The sequence below is a fragment of the uncultured Polaribacter sp. genome (assembly GCF_947497695.1).
Lineage (GTDB): Bacteria > Bacteroidota > Bacteroidia > Flavobacteriales > Flavobacteriaceae > Polaribacter.
Window position 1 is genome coordinate 38572 of the sequence record NZ_CANMHM010000005.1, and the last position, 22269, is coordinate 60840.

Genomic DNA, 22269 nt, shown 5'->3' on the forward strand with positions numbered 1-22269 from the left:
ACACACAATGATTACAAATTACCCTATGTTTTCTATGTTTTTATGTAGTAATACTTTTTTTGTTTAAAAGTTAGTACATCAAAAATTAGTTGTTTTTTCTAATTTTTAATCAAAATATACTTTATTATTTACAAATTTTAATTAATGATAAAAAAAAGGGTTTTTCAGTATTAAAATTTAATCTGAAATACTATTTTTGCACATGCAACAAAACAACGTACTTATTTTAGATTTCGGATCGCAATACACACAATTAATTGCAAGAAGAGTTAGAGAATTAAACATTTATTGTGAAATTCATCCCTACAACCATCCACCAAAAAACCAATCAGAATTTAAAGCAATCATTTTATCAGGAAGTCCAAATTCTGTGAGAGGTGAAAACGTTTTACATCCAGATTTATCAGAAATTAGAGGAAAAAAACCTGTTTTAGCAGTTTGTTATGGAGCACAATATTTAGCTCATTTTTCTGGCGGACAAGTAGCTCCTTCTAATACAAGAGAATATGGTAGAGCAAATTTATCCTATATAAAAAGTGATGAAACTTTCTTTGAAAACATTTCTGTAGGAAGCCAAGTTTGGATGAGTCATTCTGATACGATTAAAAATTTACCAACCAATGGAGAGTTATTAGCAAGCACAAAAGATGTAGAAAACGCAGCCTACAAAATAAAAGGTGAGCAAACGTTTGCAATACAATTTCATCCAGAAGTATACCATTCTAAAGATGGAAAACAAATTTTAGAAAATTTTTTAGTAAAAATTGCAGGAGTTTCACAAACCTGGACGCCAGATTCTTTTGTAGAAAGTACAGTAGCAGCAATTCAAGAAAAAGTTGGGAACGATAAAGTAGTTTTAGGCCTTTCTGGAGGTGTAGATTCTACAGTAGCAGCAGTTTTATTAAACAAAGCAATTGGTAAAAACTTATATTGTATTTTTGTAAATAACGGACTTTTACGTAAAAACGAGTTTGAAAGTGTTCTCACTCAATATGAAGGTATGGGTTTAAATGTAAAAGGTGTAGATGCATCGGCACGTTTTTTGAAAGCTCTAGAAGGTATTTCAGATCCAGAAAAGAAAAGAAAAGCTATTGGAAACTCTTTTATAGAAGTTTTTGATGATGAAGCTCATAAAATTACAGATGTAACTTGGCTTGCTCAAGGAACTATTTATCCAGATGTTATTGAGTCTGTTTCAGTAAACGGAGGTCCATCAGCAACTATTAAAAGTCATCATAATGTGGGAGGTTTACCAGATTATATGAAACTAAAAATTGTGGAGCCTTTAAGAATGATTTTTAAAGATGAAGTAAGAAGAGTAGGTGCTTCTATGGGAATTGATTCAGAATTATTAGGACGTCATCCTTTTCCTGGACCAGGTTTAGGAATTAGAATTTTAGGAGATATTACTGCCGAAAAAGTAAGAATTTTACAAGAAGTAGATGCTGTTTTTATAAACGGATTAAAAGAAGATGGTTTGTATGATAAAGTGTGGCAAGCAGGTGCAATGTTACTACCAGTAAATTCTGTAGGTGTAATGGGTGATGAAAGAACCTATGAAAAAGTAGTTGCTTTAAGAGCCGTAGAAAGTACAGATGGTATGACTGCAGATTGGGTAAATTTACCTTATGAGTTTTTACAAAAAACATCTAATAAAATTATAAATCAAGTAAAAGGTGTAAACAGAGTTGTGTATGATATCAGTTCAAAACCACCAGCAACAATAGAATGGGAATAAAGTATATGAAGCATGTAAAGTTTTTTGTTTTTCTATGTATTTTAACGTTTACTATTTCTTGTGGTCAACAAAAAAAATATGTTGAGTATAAGGTAAAACAAGGTGAAACGATGAAGGATATTGCCCAGAAATTGGACATGAAAACCAAAGATTTACTAAAGTTGAACCCTGATATTGGCAGAAAACCAGCTATAAATTCAGTAATTATAATTCCTAATAAAAAAATAGAAGTTAAAGATAAGCCTGTTCTTGTTAAAGAAGCGGTAGTTGTATCAAAAGAAAAACCAATTAATAACGAGCAAATAAAGAAAATCAAGCAAAAAAAGGATAGCCTTTTATATGAACTTAAAAAAAAGTTTGTTATTCATAATGTAAAACCTAAAGAAACTATTTATGGTTTAAAACGTTTTTATAATGTTACCCAAGATGATTTATTACTTTTAAACCCAGAATTGTCTGAAGGTTTAAAAATAGGACAAATCATTAAAATTAAAGCTATAGAAGAAGGAGAACAGGTAAAGGTAGAAAAAACAAACTTGAACTCTATTTATGAAGATATTATTGAAGAAGACGCTTCTTTAAAAATGGCGTTGTTATTACCATTTAGAGCTAAAGAATACGATTCTATTTCTGCCAAAGAAATATTTCAGAATAGTATGCTTGCTAATATTGTAACCGATTTTTACTTAGGTGTAGAAATTGCCATTGACTCTTTAAGAAAGCAAGGAATTCAAATAGATTTAAACGTTTTTGATACAGGCAGAAATAGTAGTAAAATTCATACTATTTTGTCTTCTAATGATTTAAATTCTAACGATGTTGTTATTGGTCCCTTATATTCTGAAGAAGCAGAAATTGTTGCAAAAACAGTAAAAACTCCTGTCGTTTTTCCTTTATACTCTAAAAATCAATCAAAGTTTTCTTCATCAAAATTGATTAAAACATCTCCAGAAAAAAAAGTTTTTAGAGATGAGTTGGCTACTTATGTAAAAGAAAATTTTACAAAAGGGAACTTAATTGTAGTTGGTGATGGCAAAATAGATTCAAATATTTCTAATATTTTAATAAAAAAATCTTTAGAATCTCTAGACTCTGTAGCTACTATAAATGTTTTAAAGCCTGAAAAAGGATATATCGCTAAGTCTCGTTTTTTAGATATTTTAAAACCCAATGTAGACAATTGGGTTATCTTAACTTCTAATGATATGATTATAGTTGCTGATGCTATTAATAGCCTAATTAGTTTGCCAGAAGATACAAATGTTAAAGTTTTTACCTTTAACAAAGGAAGTGCTTTTGATAAAATAGACAACCTAAAATTAGCCAAAGTAAATTTAACCTATGTTAGTGATCAATATGTAAATGAGGCATCTATAACAACACAATTATTTAATAAACAGTATTATAAAAAAAACAATGCGTTGCCCTCTTTTTATGCAACCAAGGGTTTTGATATAACCTATGATATTTTAATAAGATTAGCTTCTGGGAATACCTTAAAAGAATCTTTTGATAAAGGTGCTTCTTACAGGGTAGAAAGTAAATTTGATTATTCAAACAAAACGAATTCTATTTCAGGAAACAAAGGGTTGTTTATTATTCAATATAATAACGATTTAAGTTTAACAAGATTAAAGTAATTTTTTTAGAAGCTATTTCCTGCTTTCCACTATATCTTTTTTATGAAAAATAAAAAAGGATGCCGTTTCAATCAGGGCTAAAATTTTTTGCAAGCTATTTGATTTACAGAAATAGTTGTTACTCTTTTAAATTAGAACAATAAGTTGAAGTTCTAAACTTACATTTAAAAGCACAAAACGCTCTTCTGTTGAAATAGTTTTTCTATTACTGTTTTGTTCGTATTTAATTTTTTAGAAGATTATTCTTATAACAGAATTCTATGATATGATTAATCATCCTTGTAATACTTATCATTACTATTTCAATTTATGCAAACGAATGTCAGTCTGAGCTTGTCGAAGACTTTTTATGTTATCATCGTGTGCACTTCGACAAGCTCAGTGTGACATATCGAGTTTTGATTAGATTTGCGTCATTGTATAATACTATTTACATTTAATTTTTCGTTTAAATCTAGTGTCATTCAGAGTGAATTTAATTGACCAACAGGGAAATTAAATTAGTATCGAGAAGTTGTTTATTATTTTAGCTACAATTTATATTCCGTTATCACTTTGTAAAACATTTCGAAGTGACAATTGCAAAATTTTTAATCAAAAACAGGATATAAAAATATATGTTGATATTTAAAACCAGCTGAATTCAAGCTATCTATAACAAAAAATCCGCTTAAAAGCGGATTTTTTATATTTTAAAAATAAAAGTAATTAGATTTTCTTCATTTGATCTTTCATCATTTTCATTTGATCTTTTAACATTCCTTGCTTGTCTAACTTTTTTGCTTCAGCCATTAAATTAGTAGCTTCACGTTTACGTCTTTTTGTCATTGCAATTCCAGCCAATTGTAATTTTGCCATTGCCAAATCATGATCCATAGATAAACCTAATTTAACAGCTTTACGTAAATATTTTTCTGCTTGTGTAATGTTTGTTTGGCTTAAAATAATTCCATGTAAATAATTAAAATAGCCTTGTTGCTTCACAATTAATGCAGCTTCAGGATTTTTAATATAGCCTAACCATTTTTTTGTGCCTTCAAAATTTTGCTTACGTAACTGTAAAAAAGCCATTAAAATAAACTCATTTTTAAAGTATAATAACACAAAAATCCCTGCTAATAATAAGATAGAAATTCCGTTCATTATATTGCCTTGGCTAAATTGATATACTGCCCAAACAGAAATTAAACCAGCTATAATTAATTTTATATTTTTATGAAACATCGTATTTTTATTTTTAAAGTCGGAAGCAAAAATACATTTTCTTATGAACTTTTACTGTTACTTCTAGTGAAATTTCTTTTTTAGAAACTTTCAATTTAAAGGTTGTTATTTTTTAAAGTATTTTTTGTATTTAAAAGAAGCCCCAACAGTTAGTAAAACTAAAGCAGCAATATAAATGTAGGCTTCTCTTGGTGTTACAGCTTTATCTCCACTAGCATAAGAATGCAACCCAGATAAGTAGAAGTTTACCCCAAAATAGGTCATCATTATTGATAAATAAGCAAGTGCTGATGCAAAGTTAAAAGCCAACCTACCTCTTAAACCAGGAATTAAACGCATGTGTAAAACAAAAGCATAAATCATAATAGAAATTAAAGCCCAAGTTTCTTTAGGGTCCCAACCCCAATAACGTCCCCAACTTTCATTAGCCCACATTCCGCCAAGAAAATTACCAATGGTTAGCATAACCAAACCAACAGTAATTGCCATTTCATTGATAATAGTAATTTCTTTAATGTTTAAATCCATTTTCTTTTTGTTTTTATCGTTTGTAAAAACCATTAAAACTAGAGCAAAAATACCTAGAATCATTCCTAAAGAAAAAGGACCATAACTTGCAACAATAATTGATACGTGTACCAATAACCACCAAGAATTTAATACCGGTTGCAAGTTTGCAATTTCTGGATCTAACCAATTTTGATGAGCAAAAGCTAAAATTATTGCTGTTAAAAAGGTTGTAGCTGTAATGGTTAAGGCAGATTTTCGTCCGAAGAATAAACCAAACAACATGGTTGCCCAAGCAACGTAAATAATAGATTCATAAGCGTTACTCCAAGGTGCATTACCACTAATATACCAACGAGATATTAAACCTAAAGTGTGTAAAATAAACAAGGTAATTACAACACCAATAAACACTTTTACAAGGGTATGAACCCATTTTTTTGAATTGAATATTTCTATAAAAACAAAAATGATTAGAAATAAACTTGCCAAACCATAATACTTAGCAAGTTGTTGAAAAGGTTGAATTTTATTGTAAGAAATTTCTAAATCAATCGTTTTTTCTGTTGGATATACTTTTGCCCCATATTTTTTTTGAAACTTTTTAAGTCCGTCTAAAATTTGATTTGCTTTCGTATAATCGTTCGATTTTTTTGCTTCTTGTAAAAGTTGAATATAAACAGGTAAAGATTGGCGCACAAAAACAGAATCTGTTGCTTTAAAACCTGCTTTAGAAGTTTCTGGTTGAGAAACCCAAGTATTATTATCGTCTCCAGGAATTGGGTAAATACGTAAAATACCACCACCAATTGCACTGTATAATAAGCCAATACGTCTATCAATATTAATTAAATCTTTTTCGAACTTGTTTTTTACATTTTTCTTTTGTGCTTCTGCAACTTGCTCTTTTATTTTATAAGCTCCTGTAGGAGTAATAAAATCTGATAAACGTGCATATTTTGCAGTTTTTTCAATGCCAATATCTTCTCTAATTTTAGTATTTCCTTTTTCTAAATAAATTATTGGTACTTCAAACCAAAGTCTTGGGTTTTCTATAATTGATAACAAAACCTGACTGGGTTTTAATCCATTAAAAGTTTCAGTTTTACTAACTTTTCTAACCAATTCAGAAGCAAAAGTATGTGCAGGTTTCATTCTTCCTCCAGCATCTTGAATTACTAATTTATTAAAGCTTTCTGCATGCTCAACTGCAACTATATTAGCTTTTAAAATAGAGTCTATTTGCTGGTTTGTAATTGTATTTGGTTGATGAGCTGTGTGTTGTGCAAAACCAAAACTAGACACTAACAATGTTCCTGTAAGAGACATTGCCATTTTTTTCTTTCTAATTTTTCTTAAGCCTTCTTTTAAGGTGTCAAAACGAGTATATTTTGCAAATAAGATACAAATCATTCCTGTGTATAAGAAAGAATATCCTAAATAGGTAATAAGAGTTCCTAAAAAATCATGATTTACAGAAAGATGTGTTTCTTCTATATCTCCAGATAAGTCATAACTAGATTGAAAAAGTTTGTAGCCATCATAATCTAAAATATGGTTCATAAAAATTCGATAATCAAATGTTTCCTTTTCTGCAATAACTGTAACTTCACTAGCATAAGATGCTGCACTTTCTGATCCTGGATACTTTTCTAACTGAAAATCGTTTAGTTTTACAGAAAATGGTGTTTCTAATATTTTTGATCCATATAAAAGTCTAAAATTTAAGCCTCCAACAGAAACTTCTTTAGAACCATCAGAGTTAAATTTACCTCCAGTTAATTCCACTCTTTTAGTTTTATTTTTACTAGTAATATCAACAACAATAATATCTAATTTTTTGTCATCTTTAGGTCCTGCAACAGTTTTCATAATCCCTTTTTCTGCAGGTCTAGGAATTACAAACTGCAAACCAGCAATGTTGTGTAATGTTAAGTATTGAAAGTTTTGGATAGAATCTTTAGTAATAGTACCTCTTTTCTGGTCTGCCATTCTAAACCAATCTCCATCATCTTTAGAAACCATTTTTAAATTTCCATTTTCTTCCTTGAAGTTGATGGATGCATTATCATCTGGGGCATCAAAGGCAACTAAAACTCCATGTATGTTTTGAATAGTTCCTTTTTTAATCCAATGTTCATGACGAGTTCCATCGGTAGATTCTACAAAAAATAAATGTTCAACGCCATTTTTATCTTTAATTAATTTTTTTTCGGCCCAAGGTATGTATTCTACCAAATTAAAACTAAAGTCTTGTTTTTCTCCTTTATAACTAAAGTTATCAGAATAAGACCAAGAGTTTTTACCCCAAGCAGATAATAATAAAGGTTTGTTTATTTCTGGTTTTTGAACTTTATTATTGTCAACAATGGCATTTAAATAGGTGGTTTCTGATAAAAATTTATTGGTAGTTTCTCCTTCTTCTATTAACATAATACCTTCATAACCAATATAACGTGTAATTCCTGCTCCAACTAGAATCAATATAAAAGATAAATGAAACATTAAAACAGGCCATTTTTCTTTTTTAAGTAATCTGTATCTAAATATGTTTCCAAAGAAGTTGATAACAAAAAATAGCATAATTAACTCAAACCACCAAGCATTGTAAACTAAAGCTTTAGAGGTTTGTGTGCCAAAATCGTTTTCTATAAAAGTGGCAATTCCCATAGCTGTAGCATAAAGGATAAATAATACTGCCATTAAGCGTGTTGAGTAGAGTATATTGAGAATTTTTTTCATCCTTTAAAACTGTTTTTTAGTAGTACAAATTTAAGGATAAAAGAAATAGTAGAACATCTAGAATTGCTCTTTTTCTTGTTAAGATTTGTTAAAAATAGCTTCTTTTTAAAAGTTTGTAATTTTTTATTTTTAGAAAATGAAATTTAAATTATTTTTTAATTCTATCAATTAGAATCGATAATAATTCTATAGCATTTTTAGTTATTTTAGTGCCAGAGCCAAAAACACTAACAACACCAGCATCTAACAAAAATTGACGGTCTTGATTAGGAATTATACCACCAAGAATAACTAAAATATCTTCTCGCTTATTTTTTTGTAATTCTGATATTACTTTAGGTACTAATGTTTTATGACCAGCAGTTAATGAAGATATTCCTATAACATCAACATTATTTTCTATCGCTTGTTTTACAACTTCTTGAGGTGTTTGAAATAAAGAGCCCAAAACAATTTCAAAACCTATATCAGTAAAGCCTGTTGCTACTACCTTTGCACCTCTATCATGCCCATCTTGTCCTAATTTAGCAATCATTATTTTGGGGTTTTTTCCTGATAAATTGCTAAATTCGCTTCTTAATTTAGTGGCTTCTATAAATAACTTATCTTTTTTTATTTCCTTATAGTATATGCCAGAAACTATTTTAGGCACTGCTTTGTATCTTCCAAAAACTTTTTCTAAAGCGTTAGATATTTCCCCTAAAGTAGCTCTGTTTTTTGCGGCTGTTATTGTAAGTTTTAGTAAGTTTTCTTTCCCCGATTTTGCAGCTTCTGTTAAATTATCTAGCGATTCTTGAACAGCTTTTATATTTCTATTTGCTTTTAAATTGTTTAGTTTCTCAATTTGAGAATTAAGAACATTTTCATGATCAACTTCTAAAATAGGTATTGGTTGTTCTTTTTTAAGTTGATGTTTATTTACACCAATAATAATATCGTTTTCACTATCAATATTAGCTTGCTTGATAGCAGCAGCTTCTTCAATTCTAAGTTTAGGGATGCCTTTTTCGATGGCTAATGTCATGCCACCTAATGTTTCAATTTCTTGTATAAGTTTCCAAGCTTTATTGGTAATATCTTCTGTTAATTTTTCTAAGTGATAACTACCAGCCCAAGGATCTACTGTTTTGGTAATGTTTGTTTCTTGTTGTAGGTAGATTTGTGTATTTCTTGCAATTCTTGCAGAGAAATCTGTTGGTAATGCAATGGCTTCATCTAAAGCATTGGTATGTAAGCTTTGTGTACCTCCAAAAGCAGCAGCCATTGCTTCTATGTTTGTTCTAGCAATATTATTATAAGGGTCTTGTGCAGTTAGGCTCCAACCACTAGTTTGGCAATGTGCTCTTAATAGTAAAGATTTTTGGTTTTTGGGGTTGAATTGTTTCACAATTTTTGTCCATAACATTCTAGCAGCTCTTAATTTTGCAATTTCTTTAAAATGATTCATGCCAACGCCCCAAAAGAAAGATAATCTTGGAGCAAGAGAATCAATGGGTAAGCCAATTTCAATGCCTTTTTTAAGGTATTCTAATCCATTTGCAAGTGTATAAGCTAATTCAATTTCTGGAGTAGCACCTGCTTCTTGAATATGGTATCCAGAGATAGAAATTGAATTGTATTTGGGCATTTTTTTATTCGTAAATTCAAGAATATCAGCAACAATTTTCATGGAAGGAGAAGGAGGGTAGATGTAGGTGTTTCTTACCATAAACTCCTTTAAGATGTCATTTTGTATAGTGCCAGATAGTTGCTCTAATGAAACTCCTTGTTCTTCTGCTGCAACAATATAAAAAGCTAAAATGGGTAAAACTGCACCATTCATTGTCATAGAAACCGACATTTTATCTAACGGAATTTTGTTAAATAAAATTTTCATGTCTTCAACAGAATCGATAGCAACACCAGCTTTGCCAACTTCTCCTTTTACACGTTCATGGTCTGAGTCGTAGCCTCTGTGTGTTGCTAAATCAAAAGCAACTGAGAGTCCTTTTTGACCTGCTTCTAAATTTTTTAAGTAAAAAGTATTCGTTTTTTCAGCAGTAGAAAAACCTGCATATTGTCTAATTGTCCAAAGTTTATTGGCATACATAGTACTGTAAGGTCCTCTTAAATAGGGTGCAAAACCAGCAGCAAAACCCTCATGTTTAAAGTAAGGTTCAGTTGTTTTTTTTAAGCTTTTAAGCTTTAAATGTTGTACGTTTTTTCTACCCATTTTCAGAGTCTACCTCTAATTTCATTAATTCGTATAATTGTGCTCCAATAATTTTTGCTGCTATTTTCTTTTTTTTGATTTTAAAATAACTTTTGAGAATAAAGAATAAAGAAAATAGACATATCATTACAACAACACTGAAAACAAAATTGACACTATTGCCAAAAAGTTGATAAAATTTTTCTTCTAAAAAATAAAGGCCTATAAAAGCAAAAAATATAAAACCAATAATATAAGTAGGTAGCTTTTTTTTAATTTTTTTAACCTCATTTCTTAATTCGCTTTGTTGTTTTTGTTTATTTCGAATTTCTTTTTGCTTATTCATTTTGAGGTTTTATTTTTTTTCAGATAATAATCGTTCTTTTTCTAAAAATTCTGAAAGTCTACTTCTAGTTAATGGAGTAATTATTGTTTTAATATTTCTTTGTTTTACAAAAGGGTACAACTCTAATTTTGGTTGCATTTTGTCTTTTTTATTTTGATGTAAGTTGCTACCTACTAAAATTATTTTTTGCTTTAAAAAATCGTTTTGTGCTTTTTTAGCACTTTCGCTAATCTTTTTTTGAATAACGCCTATTTTTAATTGTTTTAAAAAACCACCATTTTTTTCTATTTCTTTAAAAAGCGATAAGCCTTTCTCTGCTAATTGCTTTGTAATTGCTTCGATATAATAAGTGCCATCAGCAAAATGTTGAGCTTGTTTAAAATGGGCTTCTTGTTGTAAAATTAGCAATTGGTTTCTGGCAATTCGCTCACCAAAATGGTTAGATTTTTTAAAAATAGTATCATAAGAAATATTACAAATAGTGTTTGCACCCCCTAAAATTGAACTCATGCATTCTGTTGAGGTTCTAAGTAAGTTGGTATTATAATCGTACAATATTTTATTTCTTAAAGTTGGTTGTGTAAAAATATGAGCTTCTACATCAGTAATATTGTATACATCTAATAGAGTTGTCCATAAAATTCTAAATGCTCTTAATTTTGCAATTTCAAAAAAATAATTACTTCCAACAGAAAAATTGAAATGAATTTTTTTAGCAACTTCACTTCCATATTTGTTTAAATATTCGTTTGCATGTGCTAAAGTATACCCTAGTTGTTGTGTAATTGTTGCACCACAATTTTGATATAAATCATTAGAGACAGCAATACAATTATTCGTGTTTTTTTGAATGGAATCTAGCTTATTAAAATCATTATTTAAATTTGAAAACCAATTGCCTGTTTCAGCTAAATTACCAATAATATCTGTTTGAAAATAGGTGTTTTTTGAATTGATAAATCTAGATATTTCGATTTGAAAATTATCATCTAAAAATCTAAACTGAAAGTATAAAAGAATAGACTTTAGATCAATATTTACCAATAGTTCTTTATAATTAAAGATAGTATTTGCTTTAAATTGAATGGCATTTGCACCTTTATTGATAGCACTAATAGCTAATGAATTGGCTATTTTTACATCATCAATAAAAATAGTTTGACAAATATTAAATCCTTTTTTTGGTGTATCTATTTTATGGTTTACTCGATCTTCTGAGGTGTAAAAAGGTTTTACAACAATTCCTTCTTCTGTTTTCCAGAGTAAGGTTTCATTATAATCTTTACCCTCTAAATCTACTTGAATTTTTTGTTTCCAAGCAGCAGCAGAGGTTTTTTGAAATTCATCAAACAGATCTGTGTTCATTTAATCTTTTATCGTGTCAAATTCTATAATATAAATATCTTCATTTTCCTTTTTCATCAAATATTTTTCTCTTGCAAAACGTTCTAATTGAAGTGAATCTTGTAGCTTTTTTATAGTAGCTTTGTCTGCTTCTAAATTTTTTTTATAAAATAAAATAGTGTTTTCTAAATCATTAATTTCTTTGTCAAACTTTCGATGTGCTAAATAAGAGTTTTCATCAAAAAAAAACATCCATATTAAAAAAGGAATTAATATTAAAACAAAAACATTTGTGATAATTTTAAAAGCTCTGTGATTTTTGAAATTATTAAAATTCATAAAAAAATATAAACGTTGGTTAGTGTTTCAAGTAAATTAATTGCAGAAGTATTATTTTTATTATTCAACTTTATACTATTTGTAAATATTAGCAAACTGTAAAAATTTTAATAAATTTTACTAATTTATTAATAGTTGTTTTATTATCGTCAATTTTTTTTGCAATTCTAATTATCATAATATAATTTGATGGCAACAATTATTGTACTAAAATAATAAACATTTTATAATTGTTCAGTTTTAATGCGACTTCTTTTTAAGATTAAAAATTAAATAAGTGTTTTATTTTATTTATTATAACGCCTAATAATTCAATTGTTTTTCAAAAAAAAAGCCTCAAAAAAATATTTTTTGAGACTTTTAAATATAGAGCCGATGAAGGGACTCGAACCCCCGACCTGCTGATTACAAATCAGCTGCTCTAGCCAGCTGAGCTACATCGGCTTTTTAATTTTGAGATGGCAAATTAAATGTAATTATTAATAGTTACCAAATTAAAAGTTGTTTTTTTTAGCATAAAAAAAGCTTCAAAATAAATTGAAGCTTTTATAGAAAGAATAATAATTTAAATAGAACAGAAAAATTCTTTGTTAATAATTTTTCTGTTCTGTAATTTAAAACGCTAACTTTTTAAAATTGTTGTACTTAGATACTATTAAAAGTAAAATAATAAAAAATAGTGCTTTTTAATTTTGATAAATAAGCAGTAAATTTTAAGAATCTGCTAAGGCCTTTTTATAAGTTTCTAAACAACGTTCTCTTGCAAATTTATGATCTACAATTGGTTTAGGGTAGGTTAGTTCTTGAAAATCTGCTGCCCATTCTTTTATATATTGTAAATTTTTATCAAATTTTTGAATTTGTGTGGTTGGGTTAAAAATTCTAAAATAAGGAGCAGCGTCAACACCAGTACCTGCAACCCATTGCCAATTACCAATATTACTAGATTGCTCATAATCATGTAGTTTTTCTGCAAAATAGGCTTCACCCCATCGCCAATCTATCAATAAATGTTTGCATAGAAAACTGCCTACTAGCATTCTAACTCTATTGTGCATAAAACCAGTTTTGTTTAACTCTCTCATACCTGCATCTACTAAAGGATAACCTGTTTCTCCTTTACACCATGCATCAAACTCATTTTCGTTATTTCTCCAGAGAATTCTATCATATTGAGGTTTAAAACTATCTTTTGTTGTATGAGGAAAATGCCATAATATTTGCATAAAAAATTCACGCCAAATTAATTCTTTTAAAAAGATATTATTTTCGCTTTTATTTGCTTTTTCTACCATTTTTCTAACACTTACTGTTCCAAAACGTAAATGTGTGCCTAGTCTTGAAGTGCCATTTTTTGCAGGATAATCTCTAGTTTCTTCATAATCATCAATTAATTTTGGAGTCACTTTATAAGAAGCTACTTTTATTGAAGATGCTGTAAAACCAATATCCTTTAAAGTTAAGAATGGATGGTTTTTAATTTTGATAAAATTTGTTAAAAAGTCTTCTGAAGGAAAAAATTGAATTTCTTTTTCTTTAAAAGTTTCTATCCATTTTTTTGAAAAAGGAGTGTAAACTTTATAGGGAGTACCGTCTTTTTTTACAATTTCATCTCTTTCAAAAATTACTTGGTCTTTAAATGTTTTAAAGTGGATGTTTTTTGAGGCCAATAACTCTTTAATTGCAGCATCTCTTTTTAAAGCATAAGGTTCATAATCATGATTTGTATATACAGTATCAATATTATATGTATCAGATAAATTTGTGTAAACATCAATAGGGTTGCTATTAAAAACGGCTAGAGAACTATCAACTTTTTTTAATTGTTGATTGATGTTCTCTAGCTCTTGATGAATAAAAGTAACACGAGAATCATCACTTTTAAGTTTGCCTAAAATTTCTTTATCAAAAATAAAAATAGGGATTACTTTTTTGCCAGATTTTAACGCGTGAAATAGTCCACAATTATCATCTAATCGAAAGTCTCTTCTAAACCAAAAAATGTTTATTTTATCTTCCATTATTTGTATTCGCCATAAAGTTCAAGTAACTTTTTTTGTCTGTAAGCAAAAATTTCTTCTAATTTAGGTTTCACTAGAAAAGGATGCACTAATTGGCCTAATATTCCCATAGGAACTTTATAATCTATAATATCTTCCATTTCTACACCTCTATCAATTTCTTTGATAAAATGTTTGTGGTGCCATAAAGCATAAGGGCCAAAACGCTGTTCATCAACAAAATATTCTTTATGTTTAACGTGCGTAATTTCTGTAACCCATTTTGTTTTTATCCCAAGAATTGGAGTTACAATATATTGTATTATTTGACCAGCATACATTGGTTTTTCTGCTCCAGATAAAATATTAAAACTCATATATTCTGGTGTAATTGTTTTTAAGTTTTTAGGACTTGATAAAAATTCCCAAGCTTGATCTAAAGTAATTGGTAATTTTTGTTTTCTATGAAATGTATAGATTTTCATTTTAATTATAAATTAGAATGTATAAGTTTAATGAAGTTGCAATGCACAACCAAATCATGTAAGGCAGTAATAAATATTTATAAAACCCAGTTTTGTTGCTTAATTTAAAGAAATAATAAAATAATAGTACTGTTAATAAAACAATGGTAACTAAGCCAAACAAAACAAAATGTTGATTGAAAAAAATAAAATTCCAGCTAACGTTTAATATAAATTGTAAAAAGAAGATGAGTTTTAACTTTTGATTATTTACTTGAGTAAATAGTTTTCCTAAATAAATAGAAAAACAAATCATAATTAATGTCCAAGCAATACCAAATACAATTCCTGGAGGTGTCCAAGGAGCCTTGTTTAAGCTATAATACCATTCAGTTAAAGGGCCATTGTTCATGAGCCAACTACCAAGTGCCAAACCACCAAAATTTATGATAAGAAATAGAATGGTAAACTTAAGTTGCTTCATCAATTAATTATTTTGCTTGTAAACCCTCAATTTTCTTTAAAATATCGTCTGCTTCTTTGTATTTTTTATCGCTATCTGTTCTGTTGATAGATTGAAGTTTATAGGCTTCTTCCATCACTTTTTTGTAGGATTCTTGTAATTTTTCTACCTCACTTTTCTTTTTAAAGAGACCAAACATAGTATTATGATTTTAAGTGTTTTGTAATTTTAGAGCTTAATGGTTTTGTGATTGAAAAATAATAGTCAATCAATTCTCCATTAGGAGAAACTAAATATTTTTGAAAATTCCATTTTACTGTTGAACTTTTCTTATTGTTTAGTTTTCTGGTTGTTAGCCAAGTGTATAATGGATGTTGATTTTCTCCTTTAACGTCTACTTTTTCTGTAATTAAAAAAGAAACTCCATAATTTACTTGGCAAAAGGTTTCAATATCTTTATTGTTACCAGGTTCTTGATTACCAAATTGATTACAAGGAACACCAATAACGACTAAATTATTTTTATAATTTTCATGTAATTCTTCCAAACCTTTGTACTGAGGTGTAAAACCACATTTAGAGGCTACGTTTACAAAAAGTAGGTGTTTTCCTTTAAAATCTGATAATTGTATAGGAGTATTTTGGAGACTATTCATCTCTATATCATAAATGTTCATGTTTGTTGTGTTTTATTAAATTTTAAAACTTACAATTCCACAATCTAATTCAAAAATTTGTCCAGAAATAGAGCTTGCTTTATCAGAAATTAAAAAAGTAGCCATGTCTGCCACTTCTTTTGGATCTAAATACTTTTTAAGAGGATGGCGTTCTGTAATGCTCTCAATCATACGTTCGTTTCGCAATAATTTAGAGGCCAATTCTGTATCTGTTACAGTAGGTGCAATGGCATTTACACGAATAGTTGGAGCTAATTCTGCTCCTAAAGATTTAGTTAAACCTTCTACAGCAGATTTTGCTGCTGCTACACTAGCGTGAAAAGGCATTCCTAATTTTGCTGCAACTGTACTAAAAAGTAGTATAGAAGGTTTGTTCCCTTTTTTTAATATTGGTAAATATTGTTGAATTACTTTCACTGCACCAATCACATTAATTTCAAAATCGTTTCTAAAATCTTCTAATTTAAGTCTAGAAATTGGTTTTAAATTGATGCTGCCTGGGCAATATATTATAGCATCTATTTCTTCAATATTTGGTAATTCATCAGAAAGCACATCACAGTTGAAGTGTGTAAGATTAGTATGAGTAAGCAAAGGAGCTGTTCTGCTTATATTAATAACTGAATTTTCTTCAACTAAAGAATTTATAATTGCATTTCCAATTCCTTTACTTCCTCCAATAACTAAAATTTTGTTCATATTTTTTTAAGGTCTTCCTTTCAAACGCTTTTCAATTTTCTGTTTTACAGCTGTTAAGCGTTTCATTTGATCCATAATTTGTGGATCTTTTTCTTGTTTATATACTTCGTTTAGTTCTAATATTAAGGCTTTTACCTCTCTAGAAGCTACAATTCTATCGCTTGTAGTTTTAAATGAGAACTTTCTGTGTTCAAATTCCTCCGCTCTTTCTAATAAATTCATTCTTTAATTTGCTGATTTATACTATAATTTTCGAATATAAATATAAAACTTAGAAAAGCAAGATAAATATGTGTTAATTATGCTGTTAATGGTTTTCCTTTTAAACGTCTTTCAATTTTTTGTTTAATAATCGTTAAACGTTTCATAATATCCATAATCTTTTTTTCTTTTGTTTTTTTGTAAATTTCATTTAAACTTAGTATCAAAGATTTGGCTTCTCTAGCTGCTAAAATACGGTCGCTAGTTGTTGGAAATCTTCTCTTTCTAGTCTCAAATTCTAATGCTTTTTCTATTAATTCCATGACTTTAAATTTTAAAGTGAATACTATTTTTACTAACTATCTTTTTGATATTCCGTTGTTTGAAATAGATCTTTGTCTGGTACATTTAAACCTGCCTTTTTCAAAAACTCTTAGTTTTTCATGTTTTGTTTTTCTTCCTTGAACTCTTTTTCTCCACATTCTGAAGCTTTTTGGCTTCATTTCTCTCCTCATTAAATCAATTACTTCTTGTTCTTTTAATCCAAATTGAAATAAAATTGCTTCAAAAGTGGTTCTATCTTCCCAAGCCATTTCTATGATTCTGTCAGTTGCTATTGCATCAATTTTCATCAATAATAAATTATTTTATAGGTTCATAGAAATCATATTGTTTGTCATTTTCAATTTTAAAGTCAATAATTTTAGCAATAAATTTTTTATTCTCTTTTAGAAGTTTATTGTTTTTAAAATTTATAAAATTGCCTTGAGCATGTATACTAAACCCCTCTGTTTTGTATGTGTAGAGTTGATAATATGGAATAGCCCAACTAAAGTTTTTTAATCCTTTATTAATGTGAATGATGATGCCCTTTTTACGAATTTCTATATTCCCATAATTGATATCGGAAATAGTATTCATGTATTTTAAAAAGCCAGGACTAACTTTTTGAATCATCATTCTTTTAGATCCAACACCACCTTTTTTTATAGCCTCAAAAAAAGTGTAGGGTTTTCCTAGCAAATCATTAAAAATTGCTGCTGCCTCTTTATTTTTATTTGTAGTGTTGTATATCATTTCTACTTCAAAAGTAAGAAATGTTTAATGATTAATAGTTATAGTTAAACAAAAATTAACATAAAATTATAACAAGCTAAAAATCAATTGTTTTTAAGTAATTGGTCTCTATTAGAAAGAGTATGTTTTTTTAATATTCTAAGACTCTCTTTTTGTACCTCTGTATCTTTTTTCATTTTCCAAAGAGTATCACTAGCTTTCTTTCTTGCAACTTTAATATCTACAATTGGTTTTGGGTAATTTACCCCTAATTCAAAATTATTAAATTGCTGGTCTAAAGGAGTCATTAAGTAGGGCTCGTGTATAAATGCTACAGGTAATTTTGCCAATTCAGGCACCCATTTTTTAATAAAAGTGGCATCTGCATCATGTTCTAAACTGTTTTTTACAGGGCTGTATATTCTTAAAATATTAATACCAGTTTCTCCAGCATTCATTTGTAGTTGAGGAAAATGAATACCAGGCTCAAAGTCTAAAAATAAACTAGATAAATGTTGTGATGCTGCCTGCCAAGGTTGCCATAAAATATGTGTAAAAAAAGAAATAAGCATGGCTCTCATTCTAAAATTCACATAACCAGTTTCTTGTAAACAACGCATACAAGCATCAATTAAAGGAAAACCTGTTTGCCCTTCTTTCCAAGCCTTTTGATACTCTAATGAAATACTTTTCTTTAATTTTTGATAGCCTTTATTGATGCTTTCATTTTCCATAGTATGTTCCATCTCAAATTTTTGTATAAAATGAGCTTGCCAACGTAATCTAGAAGCAAATGCACCTATATGCTTTTTATTTTCTGCTGTTAGGTGTTGATGTGCTTCTAAAAAAACTTGTCTTAAAGAAATATTTCCCCAAGCTATATAAGGTGATAATCTACTACAGCTTTCTCTTGCTAAGGCAGGTTTAGAAATGTTGGTCATATATTTTTGATGCCTATTTTTAAAAAAAGAATTAGCATATTTCCACCCCATTTTTGTACCACCTTTCTGAAAAGGACTTTCTTTTGGGGTTTCTAAATCTTCGATTTGAAAATATTTTTCTAGCTCTTTAATTTCATCTATACCAATAAATTGACTCGCTTTTAATTCGTTTTTAATGGGAGGTTGTAACATATAACTTTCCCATTTCTCTAGCCAGTCTTCTCTGTTTAATAAACCTCTTAAAACCCCATTATTATTGTTTTCAACCCATTTAACAGAATTGTTTCTGCAATATCTGGTGAATTCTTTGTCTCTATTGTAGGTAATTAATAAACCAGTTTCTTGATGTGAGAAAACTGTACCAATCTTGTAGTTATTAAATAATTGATTAAATGCGTTGATAACTTCTGTTTTTACACAAAGAACTTTGGTGTTGTATTTTTGTAAATCGCTGTTTAAATCAACAATTGATTGTTTTATAAAATCCCAATGTCTTTTATTATAGTGTGGGTCTTCTATTAAAGAGTTTTCAAAAACATACATAAAAAGGACACGTTTATTAGATTTTAAAGCATTGTAAATTGCTTCATTATCTTGCAAACGCAAATCGCGTTTAAACCAAACAACATGTATTTCTTCTTTATTAATATTCATCTAAATTTTCTATAATATGGTTCGCTTTTTTCTTAATTTTTAACCTGTCTTCTGATGACATTTTGTTTAAAACACTATACATCATTTTCATTCTAAAATTAGAGGCTAATTTTTCTTGTTTTTCCTCTAAAAAATTCCAGTAAAGTGAGTTAAAAGGACAAGCATCGTCTTCAAATTTCTTGGTTTTTTTATAGTGACAAGCATCACAATAATTTCCCATTTTATGAATATAACTTCCACTAGAAACATAGGGTTTTGTGGCTATTTTTCCTCCATCTGCAAACTGGCTCATACCTCTTGTGTTTGGTAATTGAACCCATTCAATAGCATCTACATAAATCCCTAAATACCAAGCGTCTATTTCATCTGGGTGTATTTGTGTTAACAATGCAAAATTACCTGTAACCATCAATCTTTGAATGTGATGTGCATATCCGTTTTCTAAAGAATTGTTAATGGCATTTTTAAGGCAATTCATTTTGGTTTTACCTGTCCAGAAAAAGTTTGGTAATTTATTTTTATTTTCTAAAAAGTTTTCTTTTTTGTAGTCTGGCATCAACATCCAATACATACCTCTCATGTATTCTCTCCAACCTAAAATTTGTCTGATAAAACCTTCTACTTGGCTAATGTCTATTTCATTAGGCTTTTCTCTGTAAGTTGCTAGTGTTTTATCAACAATTTCTTTTGGTGATACCATTTTGGTATTCATTGCAAAAGAAATTCTACTATGAAAAAGATATATTTTATCTGTGTGCATTGCATCTTGATAATCGCCAAAATGTACCAATAAATGTTCACAGAAATACTCTAATTGTACTAAAGATTGTTCTCTAGAAATAGGATATTCAAAATATTTTGGGTTGATGTTTCCTATGGATTTTACACCTGCTTTTTCAAGATCATTTAGAATATCTGTAACATTATTATCAAAATTAATTTCTTGTGGAATTAAAACATCGCCTTTCCATTTTTTACGATTGCTGGCATCAAAATTCCATTTTCCACCTTCAGGTTGATTGTCAATCACCATAATTTGATGTTTTTTACGCATATTTCTGTAAAAACTCTCCATCAAAAACTGTTTTTTACCCTTAAAAAACGTCTTTAATTCGTCTCTTTCTGTGTAAAAATGCTCTGTAGAAAAAACTTCTGATTCAATTTTTAAGGTTGATGAAAAATCATTCAGTTGTTTGTCTAATCTGTATTCATCTGGCGATAAATATTCAAATTTTTCAATAGCATGTTTTTCAATTAAAAGTGATAAGTTTTCGACTAAATTTTGCGTATTCTTTTTATCATTTATAGTTAAATAAATAACCTTGTGATTTGCTTTTTCTAGTTCTGATGCAAAATTTCGCATCGCCGCAAAAAAACCAACAATTTTTTGAATATGATGTGTTACATAATCCGTTTCTTGACGCATTTCAAAAAGACAATAAATAGCAGTATCATCCATTTCTTGAAACCAAGAATGTTTGCTGTTTAATTGGTCTCCTAGAATTAATCTTAATTTTTTCATGTAATCTATATCTTTACTGCAAGTTCTAAAGAACCTTTTAGTTATTTGTTAGGTTTGTGAATTAAACCTACAAGGTTTTGAAAACCTTGCAGGGGTATTTAAAACAATGTCTTGTCTAACCACATTTTTCTAAATTTATAATTGGCATCATAACGTTCTGCTTGCAATTGTGTGTTAAATTTTCTGTCTCTAGGATCGTTTCCAACTCCTGCAACATACATCCAATTGCCATAATTGCTATGCACATCATAATCTATTAAAACAGATTCAAAATAAGCAGCACCAATTCTCCAATCTAGTAATAGTTCTTTGGCAAAATAAGAAGCTACATTTTGTCTACCTCTATTACTCATCCAACCTGTTTCTTTTAATTCTATCATATTGGCATTTACAAAATCGTCTTTTGTTTCGCCATTAATCCATTTATTAATGTCTTTTGGGTAGTTGTACCATTTGTAATCTTTGTCTAAAATTCCGCCAATTTTAAATATTTTGTCATTGTATTTTAACGAAATATATTTAAAGTAATCTCTCCAAATCAATTCGAAAATTACCCAATAAGTAGATTGATTTGCACCAAATTCAGCTTCATATTCCTTAATTTTCCAGTAAATAGTTTTGGCAGAAATACTGCCATTTGCTAACCAAGCAGAAAATTTTGTAGAGTAATTTATACCTACTAAACCATTTCTAGTTTTTTTGTAAAAACCTACTTTTTTAGTTTTAAAAAAATAATCGTTTAATCTTTCTAAAGCTTCATTTTCTCCGCCAGAAAATGGGAAAGCTGTTTTGGGTGGGGTTTCAAAATCGTTAAAACCTAATTCTTTTAAAGTCGGAATTTCAGTTGTATCTTCCAATAAATTTTCACGAGAAAGTTTAGAAATCGATACTTCCTTCTCAATAGAAACTGTTTTTTCTAATTTCTTTCTAAAAACAGTAAATACATTTGGAATTTTAGAAAAATCTTTAGAAACCAAATCTGGATGATACAAAAATTGATCATAATCTTCCACAAATGAAATAGTTGTAGAAATACTATTTTTTATTGCCTTGTTGGTTTCAATCTCTTCTTTTGTCCATTCTTTTTGAGTGTAGATTGCATCCACAGAAAAAACATCAATAATTTCTGATATTTTATTTTCTGGATTTTTAAAATAGGTAAGAAGTGTAATATTTAAATCGGCTAAATTGTTTTTTAAATTAGTAATCGTTTCAATTAAAAATTTTGTTCTAAATTTTGCTGTTTTTTGAAATCCAAATACATCCGTTTTAAATTGCTTTGGATCAAAAAAGTAAATAGCGATTACTTTTTTATGATTTTCTACTGCTTTTTTTAATGAAATATTATCATTTACACGCAAATTATTACGAAACCAAACTAACCCTGTATTTTTTTGTTGCTGCTGCATTTTTTACTACAATATTTAACATTTTCCCAGTTTTTCTCCCATTTTTTTCTCCAAGTAAAAGGTCTGTTACAAACCACACATATTTTATCTGGAAGATATTGTTTTTTCAAAA

General features: G+C 28.7%; 22 protein-coding genes and 1 tRNA gene. 2 read left to right on the forward strand and 21 right to left on the reverse strand.

Annotated features, from left to right (window positions below; translation table 11 throughout):
* Positions 1-202 precede the first annotated feature (202 nt).
* Together guaA and Q0731_RS07245 are read left to right on the forward strand one after the other, a co-directional pair.
* Positions 203-1738, forward strand: coding sequence for a glutamine-hydrolyzing GMP synthase (gene guaA, locus Q0731_RS07240; protein ID WP_299061950.1), 1536 nt, complete (start codon positions 203-205; stop codon positions 1736-1738).
* Complete coding sequence (locus Q0731_RS07245; RefSeq protein WP_299061952.1) at positions 1729-3378, forward strand: LysM domain-containing protein; 1650 nt, start codon at positions 1729-1731, stop codon at positions 3376-3378. Before guaA ends, Q0731_RS07245 begins: the two co-directional genes overlap by 10 nt.
* Positions 3379-4086: 708 nt before the next feature.
* Here the strand turns inward: Q0731_RS07245 and Q0731_RS07250 are convergent.
* The 21 genes from Q0731_RS07250 to Q0731_RS07350 all read right to left on the reverse strand — a co-directional run bounded on the left by Q0731_RS07250 (position 4087) and on the right by Q0731_RS07350 (position 22267).
* Positions 4087-4602, reverse strand: coding sequence for a DUF2892 domain-containing protein (locus Q0731_RS07250; protein ID WP_299061955.1), 516 nt, complete (start codon positions 4600-4602; stop codon positions 4087-4089).
* 105 nt (positions 4603-4707) lie between these two features.
* Complete coding sequence (gene ccsA / locus Q0731_RS07255) at positions 4708-7851, reverse strand: cytochrome c biogenesis protein CcsA (protein ID WP_299061957.1); 3144 nt, start codon at positions 7849-7851, stop codon at positions 4708-4710.
* Between the two features lie 148 nt (positions 7852-7999).
* The gene (gene scpA, locus Q0731_RS07260) at positions 8000-10063 is read right to left on the reverse strand and encodes a methylmalonyl-CoA mutase (RefSeq protein WP_299061959.1); all 2064 of its coding nucleotides are present in this window, start codon (positions 10061-10063) and stop codon (positions 8000-8002) included.
* On the reverse strand, positions 10056-10388 hold the full coding sequence (locus Q0731_RS07265; protein ID WP_299061960.1) for a TIGR00366 family protein: 333 nt from the start codon (positions 10386-10388) through the stop codon (positions 10056-10058). The genes scpA and Q0731_RS07265 overlap by 8 nt, the downstream gene beginning before the upstream one ends.
* 9 nt (positions 10389-10397) lie before the next feature.
* Complete coding sequence (locus Q0731_RS07270; protein WP_299061961.1) at positions 10398-11753, reverse strand: methylmalonyl-CoA mutase subunit beta; 1356 nt, start codon at positions 11751-11753, stop codon at positions 10398-10400.
* A complete protein-coding gene (locus tag Q0731_RS07275; protein ID WP_299061962.1) occupies positions 11754-12071 on the reverse strand; it encodes a septum formation initiator family protein in 318 nt (105 codons plus the stop codon).
* 370 nt (positions 12072-12441) lie between these two features.
* Positions 12442-12515: transfer RNA gene (locus Q0731_RS07280), tRNA-Thr, on the reverse strand.
* Positions 12516-12784: 269 nt separating this feature from the next.
* Positions 12785-14092, reverse strand: coding sequence for a deoxyribodipyrimidine photo-lyase (locus Q0731_RS07285; protein ID WP_299061963.1), 1308 nt, complete (start codon positions 14090-14092; stop codon positions 12785-12787).
* Positions 14092-14556, reverse strand: coding sequence for an SRPBCC family protein (locus Q0731_RS07290; RefSeq protein ID WP_299061964.1), 465 nt, complete (start codon positions 14554-14556; stop codon positions 14092-14094). Before Q0731_RS07290 ends, Q0731_RS07285 begins: the two co-directional genes overlap by 1 nt.
* A gap of 1 nt (position 14557) precedes the next feature.
* Complete coding sequence (locus Q0731_RS07295; protein WP_299061965.1) at positions 14558-15019, reverse strand: TspO/MBR family protein; 462 nt, start codon at positions 15017-15019, stop codon at positions 14558-14560.
* 7 nt (positions 15020-15026) lie between these two features.
* A complete protein-coding gene (locus tag Q0731_RS07300; RefSeq protein ID WP_299061966.1) occupies positions 15027-15197 on the reverse strand; it encodes a Lacal_2735 family protein in 171 nt (56 codons plus the stop codon).
* 4 nt (positions 15198-15201) lie between these two features.
* On the reverse strand, positions 15202-15675 hold the full coding sequence (locus Q0731_RS07305; RefSeq protein ID WP_299061967.1) for a glutathione peroxidase: 474 nt from the start codon (positions 15673-15675) through the stop codon (positions 15202-15204).
* Between the two features lie 15 nt (positions 15676-15690).
* Positions 15691-16374 carry an SDR family oxidoreductase gene (locus Q0731_RS07310; RefSeq protein WP_299061968.1) on the reverse strand — a complete coding sequence of 228 codons (684 nt, stop codon included), beginning with the start codon at positions 16372-16374 and terminating at the stop codon, positions 15691-15693.
* A gap of 6 nt (positions 16375-16380) precedes the next feature.
* Positions 16381-16596 (reverse strand): hypothetical protein, encoded by a 216-nt coding sequence (locus Q0731_RS07315; RefSeq protein WP_299061971.1) that lies wholly within the window; start codon positions 16594-16596, stop codon positions 16381-16383.
* Between the two features lie 77 nt (positions 16597-16673).
* Positions 16674-16898: a hypothetical protein gene (locus tag Q0731_RS07320; protein ID WP_299061974.1), complete on the reverse strand. Its 225-nt coding sequence runs from the start codon at positions 16896-16898 to the stop codon at positions 16674-16676.
* A gap of 36 nt (positions 16899-16934) precedes the next feature.
* Complete coding sequence (locus tag Q0731_RS07325) at positions 16935-17207, reverse strand: TIGR03643 family protein (protein ID WP_299061977.1); 273 nt, start codon at positions 17205-17207, stop codon at positions 16935-16937.
* A 10-nt stretch (positions 17208-17217) separates the two neighbouring features.
* Positions 17218-17652 (reverse strand): hypothetical protein, encoded by a 435-nt coding sequence (locus Q0731_RS07330; protein ID WP_299061980.1) that lies wholly within the window; start codon positions 17650-17652, stop codon positions 17218-17220.
* Between the two features lie 83 nt (positions 17653-17735).
* Positions 17736-19226 (reverse strand): cryptochrome/deoxyribodipyrimidine photo-lyase family protein, encoded by a 1491-nt coding sequence (locus Q0731_RS07335; RefSeq protein ID WP_299061983.1) that lies wholly within the window; start codon positions 19224-19226, stop codon positions 17736-17738.
* Positions 19216-20748, reverse strand: a complete 1533-nt coding sequence (locus Q0731_RS07340; RefSeq protein WP_299061985.1) for a cryptochrome/photolyase family protein — start codon at positions 20746-20748, stop codon at positions 19216-19218. The genes Q0731_RS07335 and Q0731_RS07340 overlap by 11 nt, the downstream gene beginning before the upstream one ends.
* A gap of 98 nt (positions 20749-20846) precedes the next feature.
* Positions 20847-22157: a DASH family cryptochrome gene (locus Q0731_RS07345; protein WP_299061987.1), complete on the reverse strand. Its 1311-nt coding sequence runs from the start codon at positions 22155-22157 to the stop codon at positions 20847-20849.
* On the reverse strand, positions 22127-22267 hold the full coding sequence (locus tag Q0731_RS07350) for a DUF2256 domain-containing protein (RefSeq protein WP_299061989.1): 141 nt from the start codon (positions 22265-22267) through the stop codon (positions 22127-22129). Before Q0731_RS07350 ends, Q0731_RS07345 begins: the two co-directional genes overlap by 31 nt.
* Positions 22268-22269: the final 2 nt, after the last annotated feature.

Bases quoted from the DNA above. Each gene is read 5' to 3' on its own strand.
- guaA (WP_299061950.1), top strand. From the start codon at position 203: ATGCAACAAAACAACGTACTTATTTTAGATTTCGGATCGCAATACACA.
- Q0731_RS07245 (WP_299061952.1), top strand. From the start codon at position 1,729: ATGGGAATAAAGTATATGAAGCATGTAAAGTTTTTTGTTTTTCTATGT.
- Q0731_RS07250 (WP_299061955.1), bottom strand. From the start codon at position 4,602: ATGTTTCATAAAAATATAAAATTAATTATAGCTGGTTTAATTTCTGTT.
- ccsA (WP_299061957.1), bottom strand. From the start codon at position 7,851: ATGAAAAAAATTCTCAATATACTCTACTCAACACGCTTAATGGCAGTA.
- scpA (WP_299061959.1), bottom strand. From the start codon at position 10,063: ATGGGTAGAAAAAACGTACAACATTTAAAGCTTAAAAGCTTAAAAAAA.
- Q0731_RS07265 (WP_299061960.1), bottom strand. From the start codon at position 10,388: ATGAATAAGCAAAAAGAAATTCGAAATAAACAAAAACAACAAAGCGAA.
- Q0731_RS07270 (WP_299061961.1), bottom strand. From the start codon at position 11,753: ATGAACACAGATCTGTTTGATGAATTTCAAAAAACCTCTGCTGCTGCT.
- Q0731_RS07275 (WP_299061962.1), bottom strand. From the start codon at position 12,071: ATGAATTTTAATAATTTCAAAAATCACAGAGCTTTTAAAATTATCACA.
- Q0731_RS07285 (WP_299061963.1), bottom strand. From the start codon at position 14,092: ATGGAAGATAAAATAAACATTTTTTGGTTTAGAAGAGACTTTCGATTA.
- Q0731_RS07290 (WP_299061964.1), bottom strand. From the start codon at position 14,556: ATGAAAATCTATACATTTCATAGAAAACAAAAATTACCAATTACTTTA.
- Q0731_RS07295 (WP_299061965.1), bottom strand. From the start codon at position 15,019: ATGAAGCAACTTAAGTTTACCATTCTATTTCTTATCATAAATTTTGGT.
- Q0731_RS07300 (WP_299061966.1), bottom strand. From the start codon at position 15,197: ATGTTTGGTCTCTTTAAAAAGAAAAGTGAGGTAGAAAAATTACAAGAA.
- Q0731_RS07305 (WP_299061967.1), bottom strand. From the start codon at position 15,675: ATGAACATTTATGATATAGAGATGAATAGTCTCCAAAATACTCCTATA.
- Q0731_RS07310 (WP_299061968.1), bottom strand. From the start codon at position 16,374: ATGAACAAAATTTTAGTTATTGGAGGAAGTAAAGGAATTGGAAATGCA.
- Q0731_RS07315 (WP_299061971.1), bottom strand. From the start codon at position 16,596: ATGAATTTATTAGAAAGAGCGGAGGAATTTGAACACAGAAAGTTCTCA.
- Q0731_RS07320 (WP_299061974.1), bottom strand. From the start codon at position 16,898: ATGGAATTAATAGAAAAAGCATTAGAATTTGAGACTAGAAAGAGAAGA.
- Q0731_RS07325 (WP_299061977.1), bottom strand. From the start codon at position 17,207: ATGAAAATTGATGCAATAGCAACTGACAGAATCATAGAAATGGCTTGG.
- Q0731_RS07330 (WP_299061980.1), bottom strand. From the start codon at position 17,652: ATGATATACAACACTACAAATAAAAATAAAGAGGCAGCAGCAATTTTT.
- Q0731_RS07335 (WP_299061983.1), bottom strand. From the start codon at position 19,226: ATGAATATTAATAAAGAAGAAATACATGTTGTTTGGTTTAAACGCGAT.
- Q0731_RS07340 (WP_299061985.1), bottom strand. From the start codon at position 20,748: ATGAAAAAATTAAGATTAATTCTAGGAGACCAATTAAACAGCAAACAT.
- Q0731_RS07345 (WP_299061987.1), bottom strand. From the start codon at position 22,157: ATGCAGCAGCAACAAAAAAATACAGGGTTAGTTTGGTTTCGTAATAAT.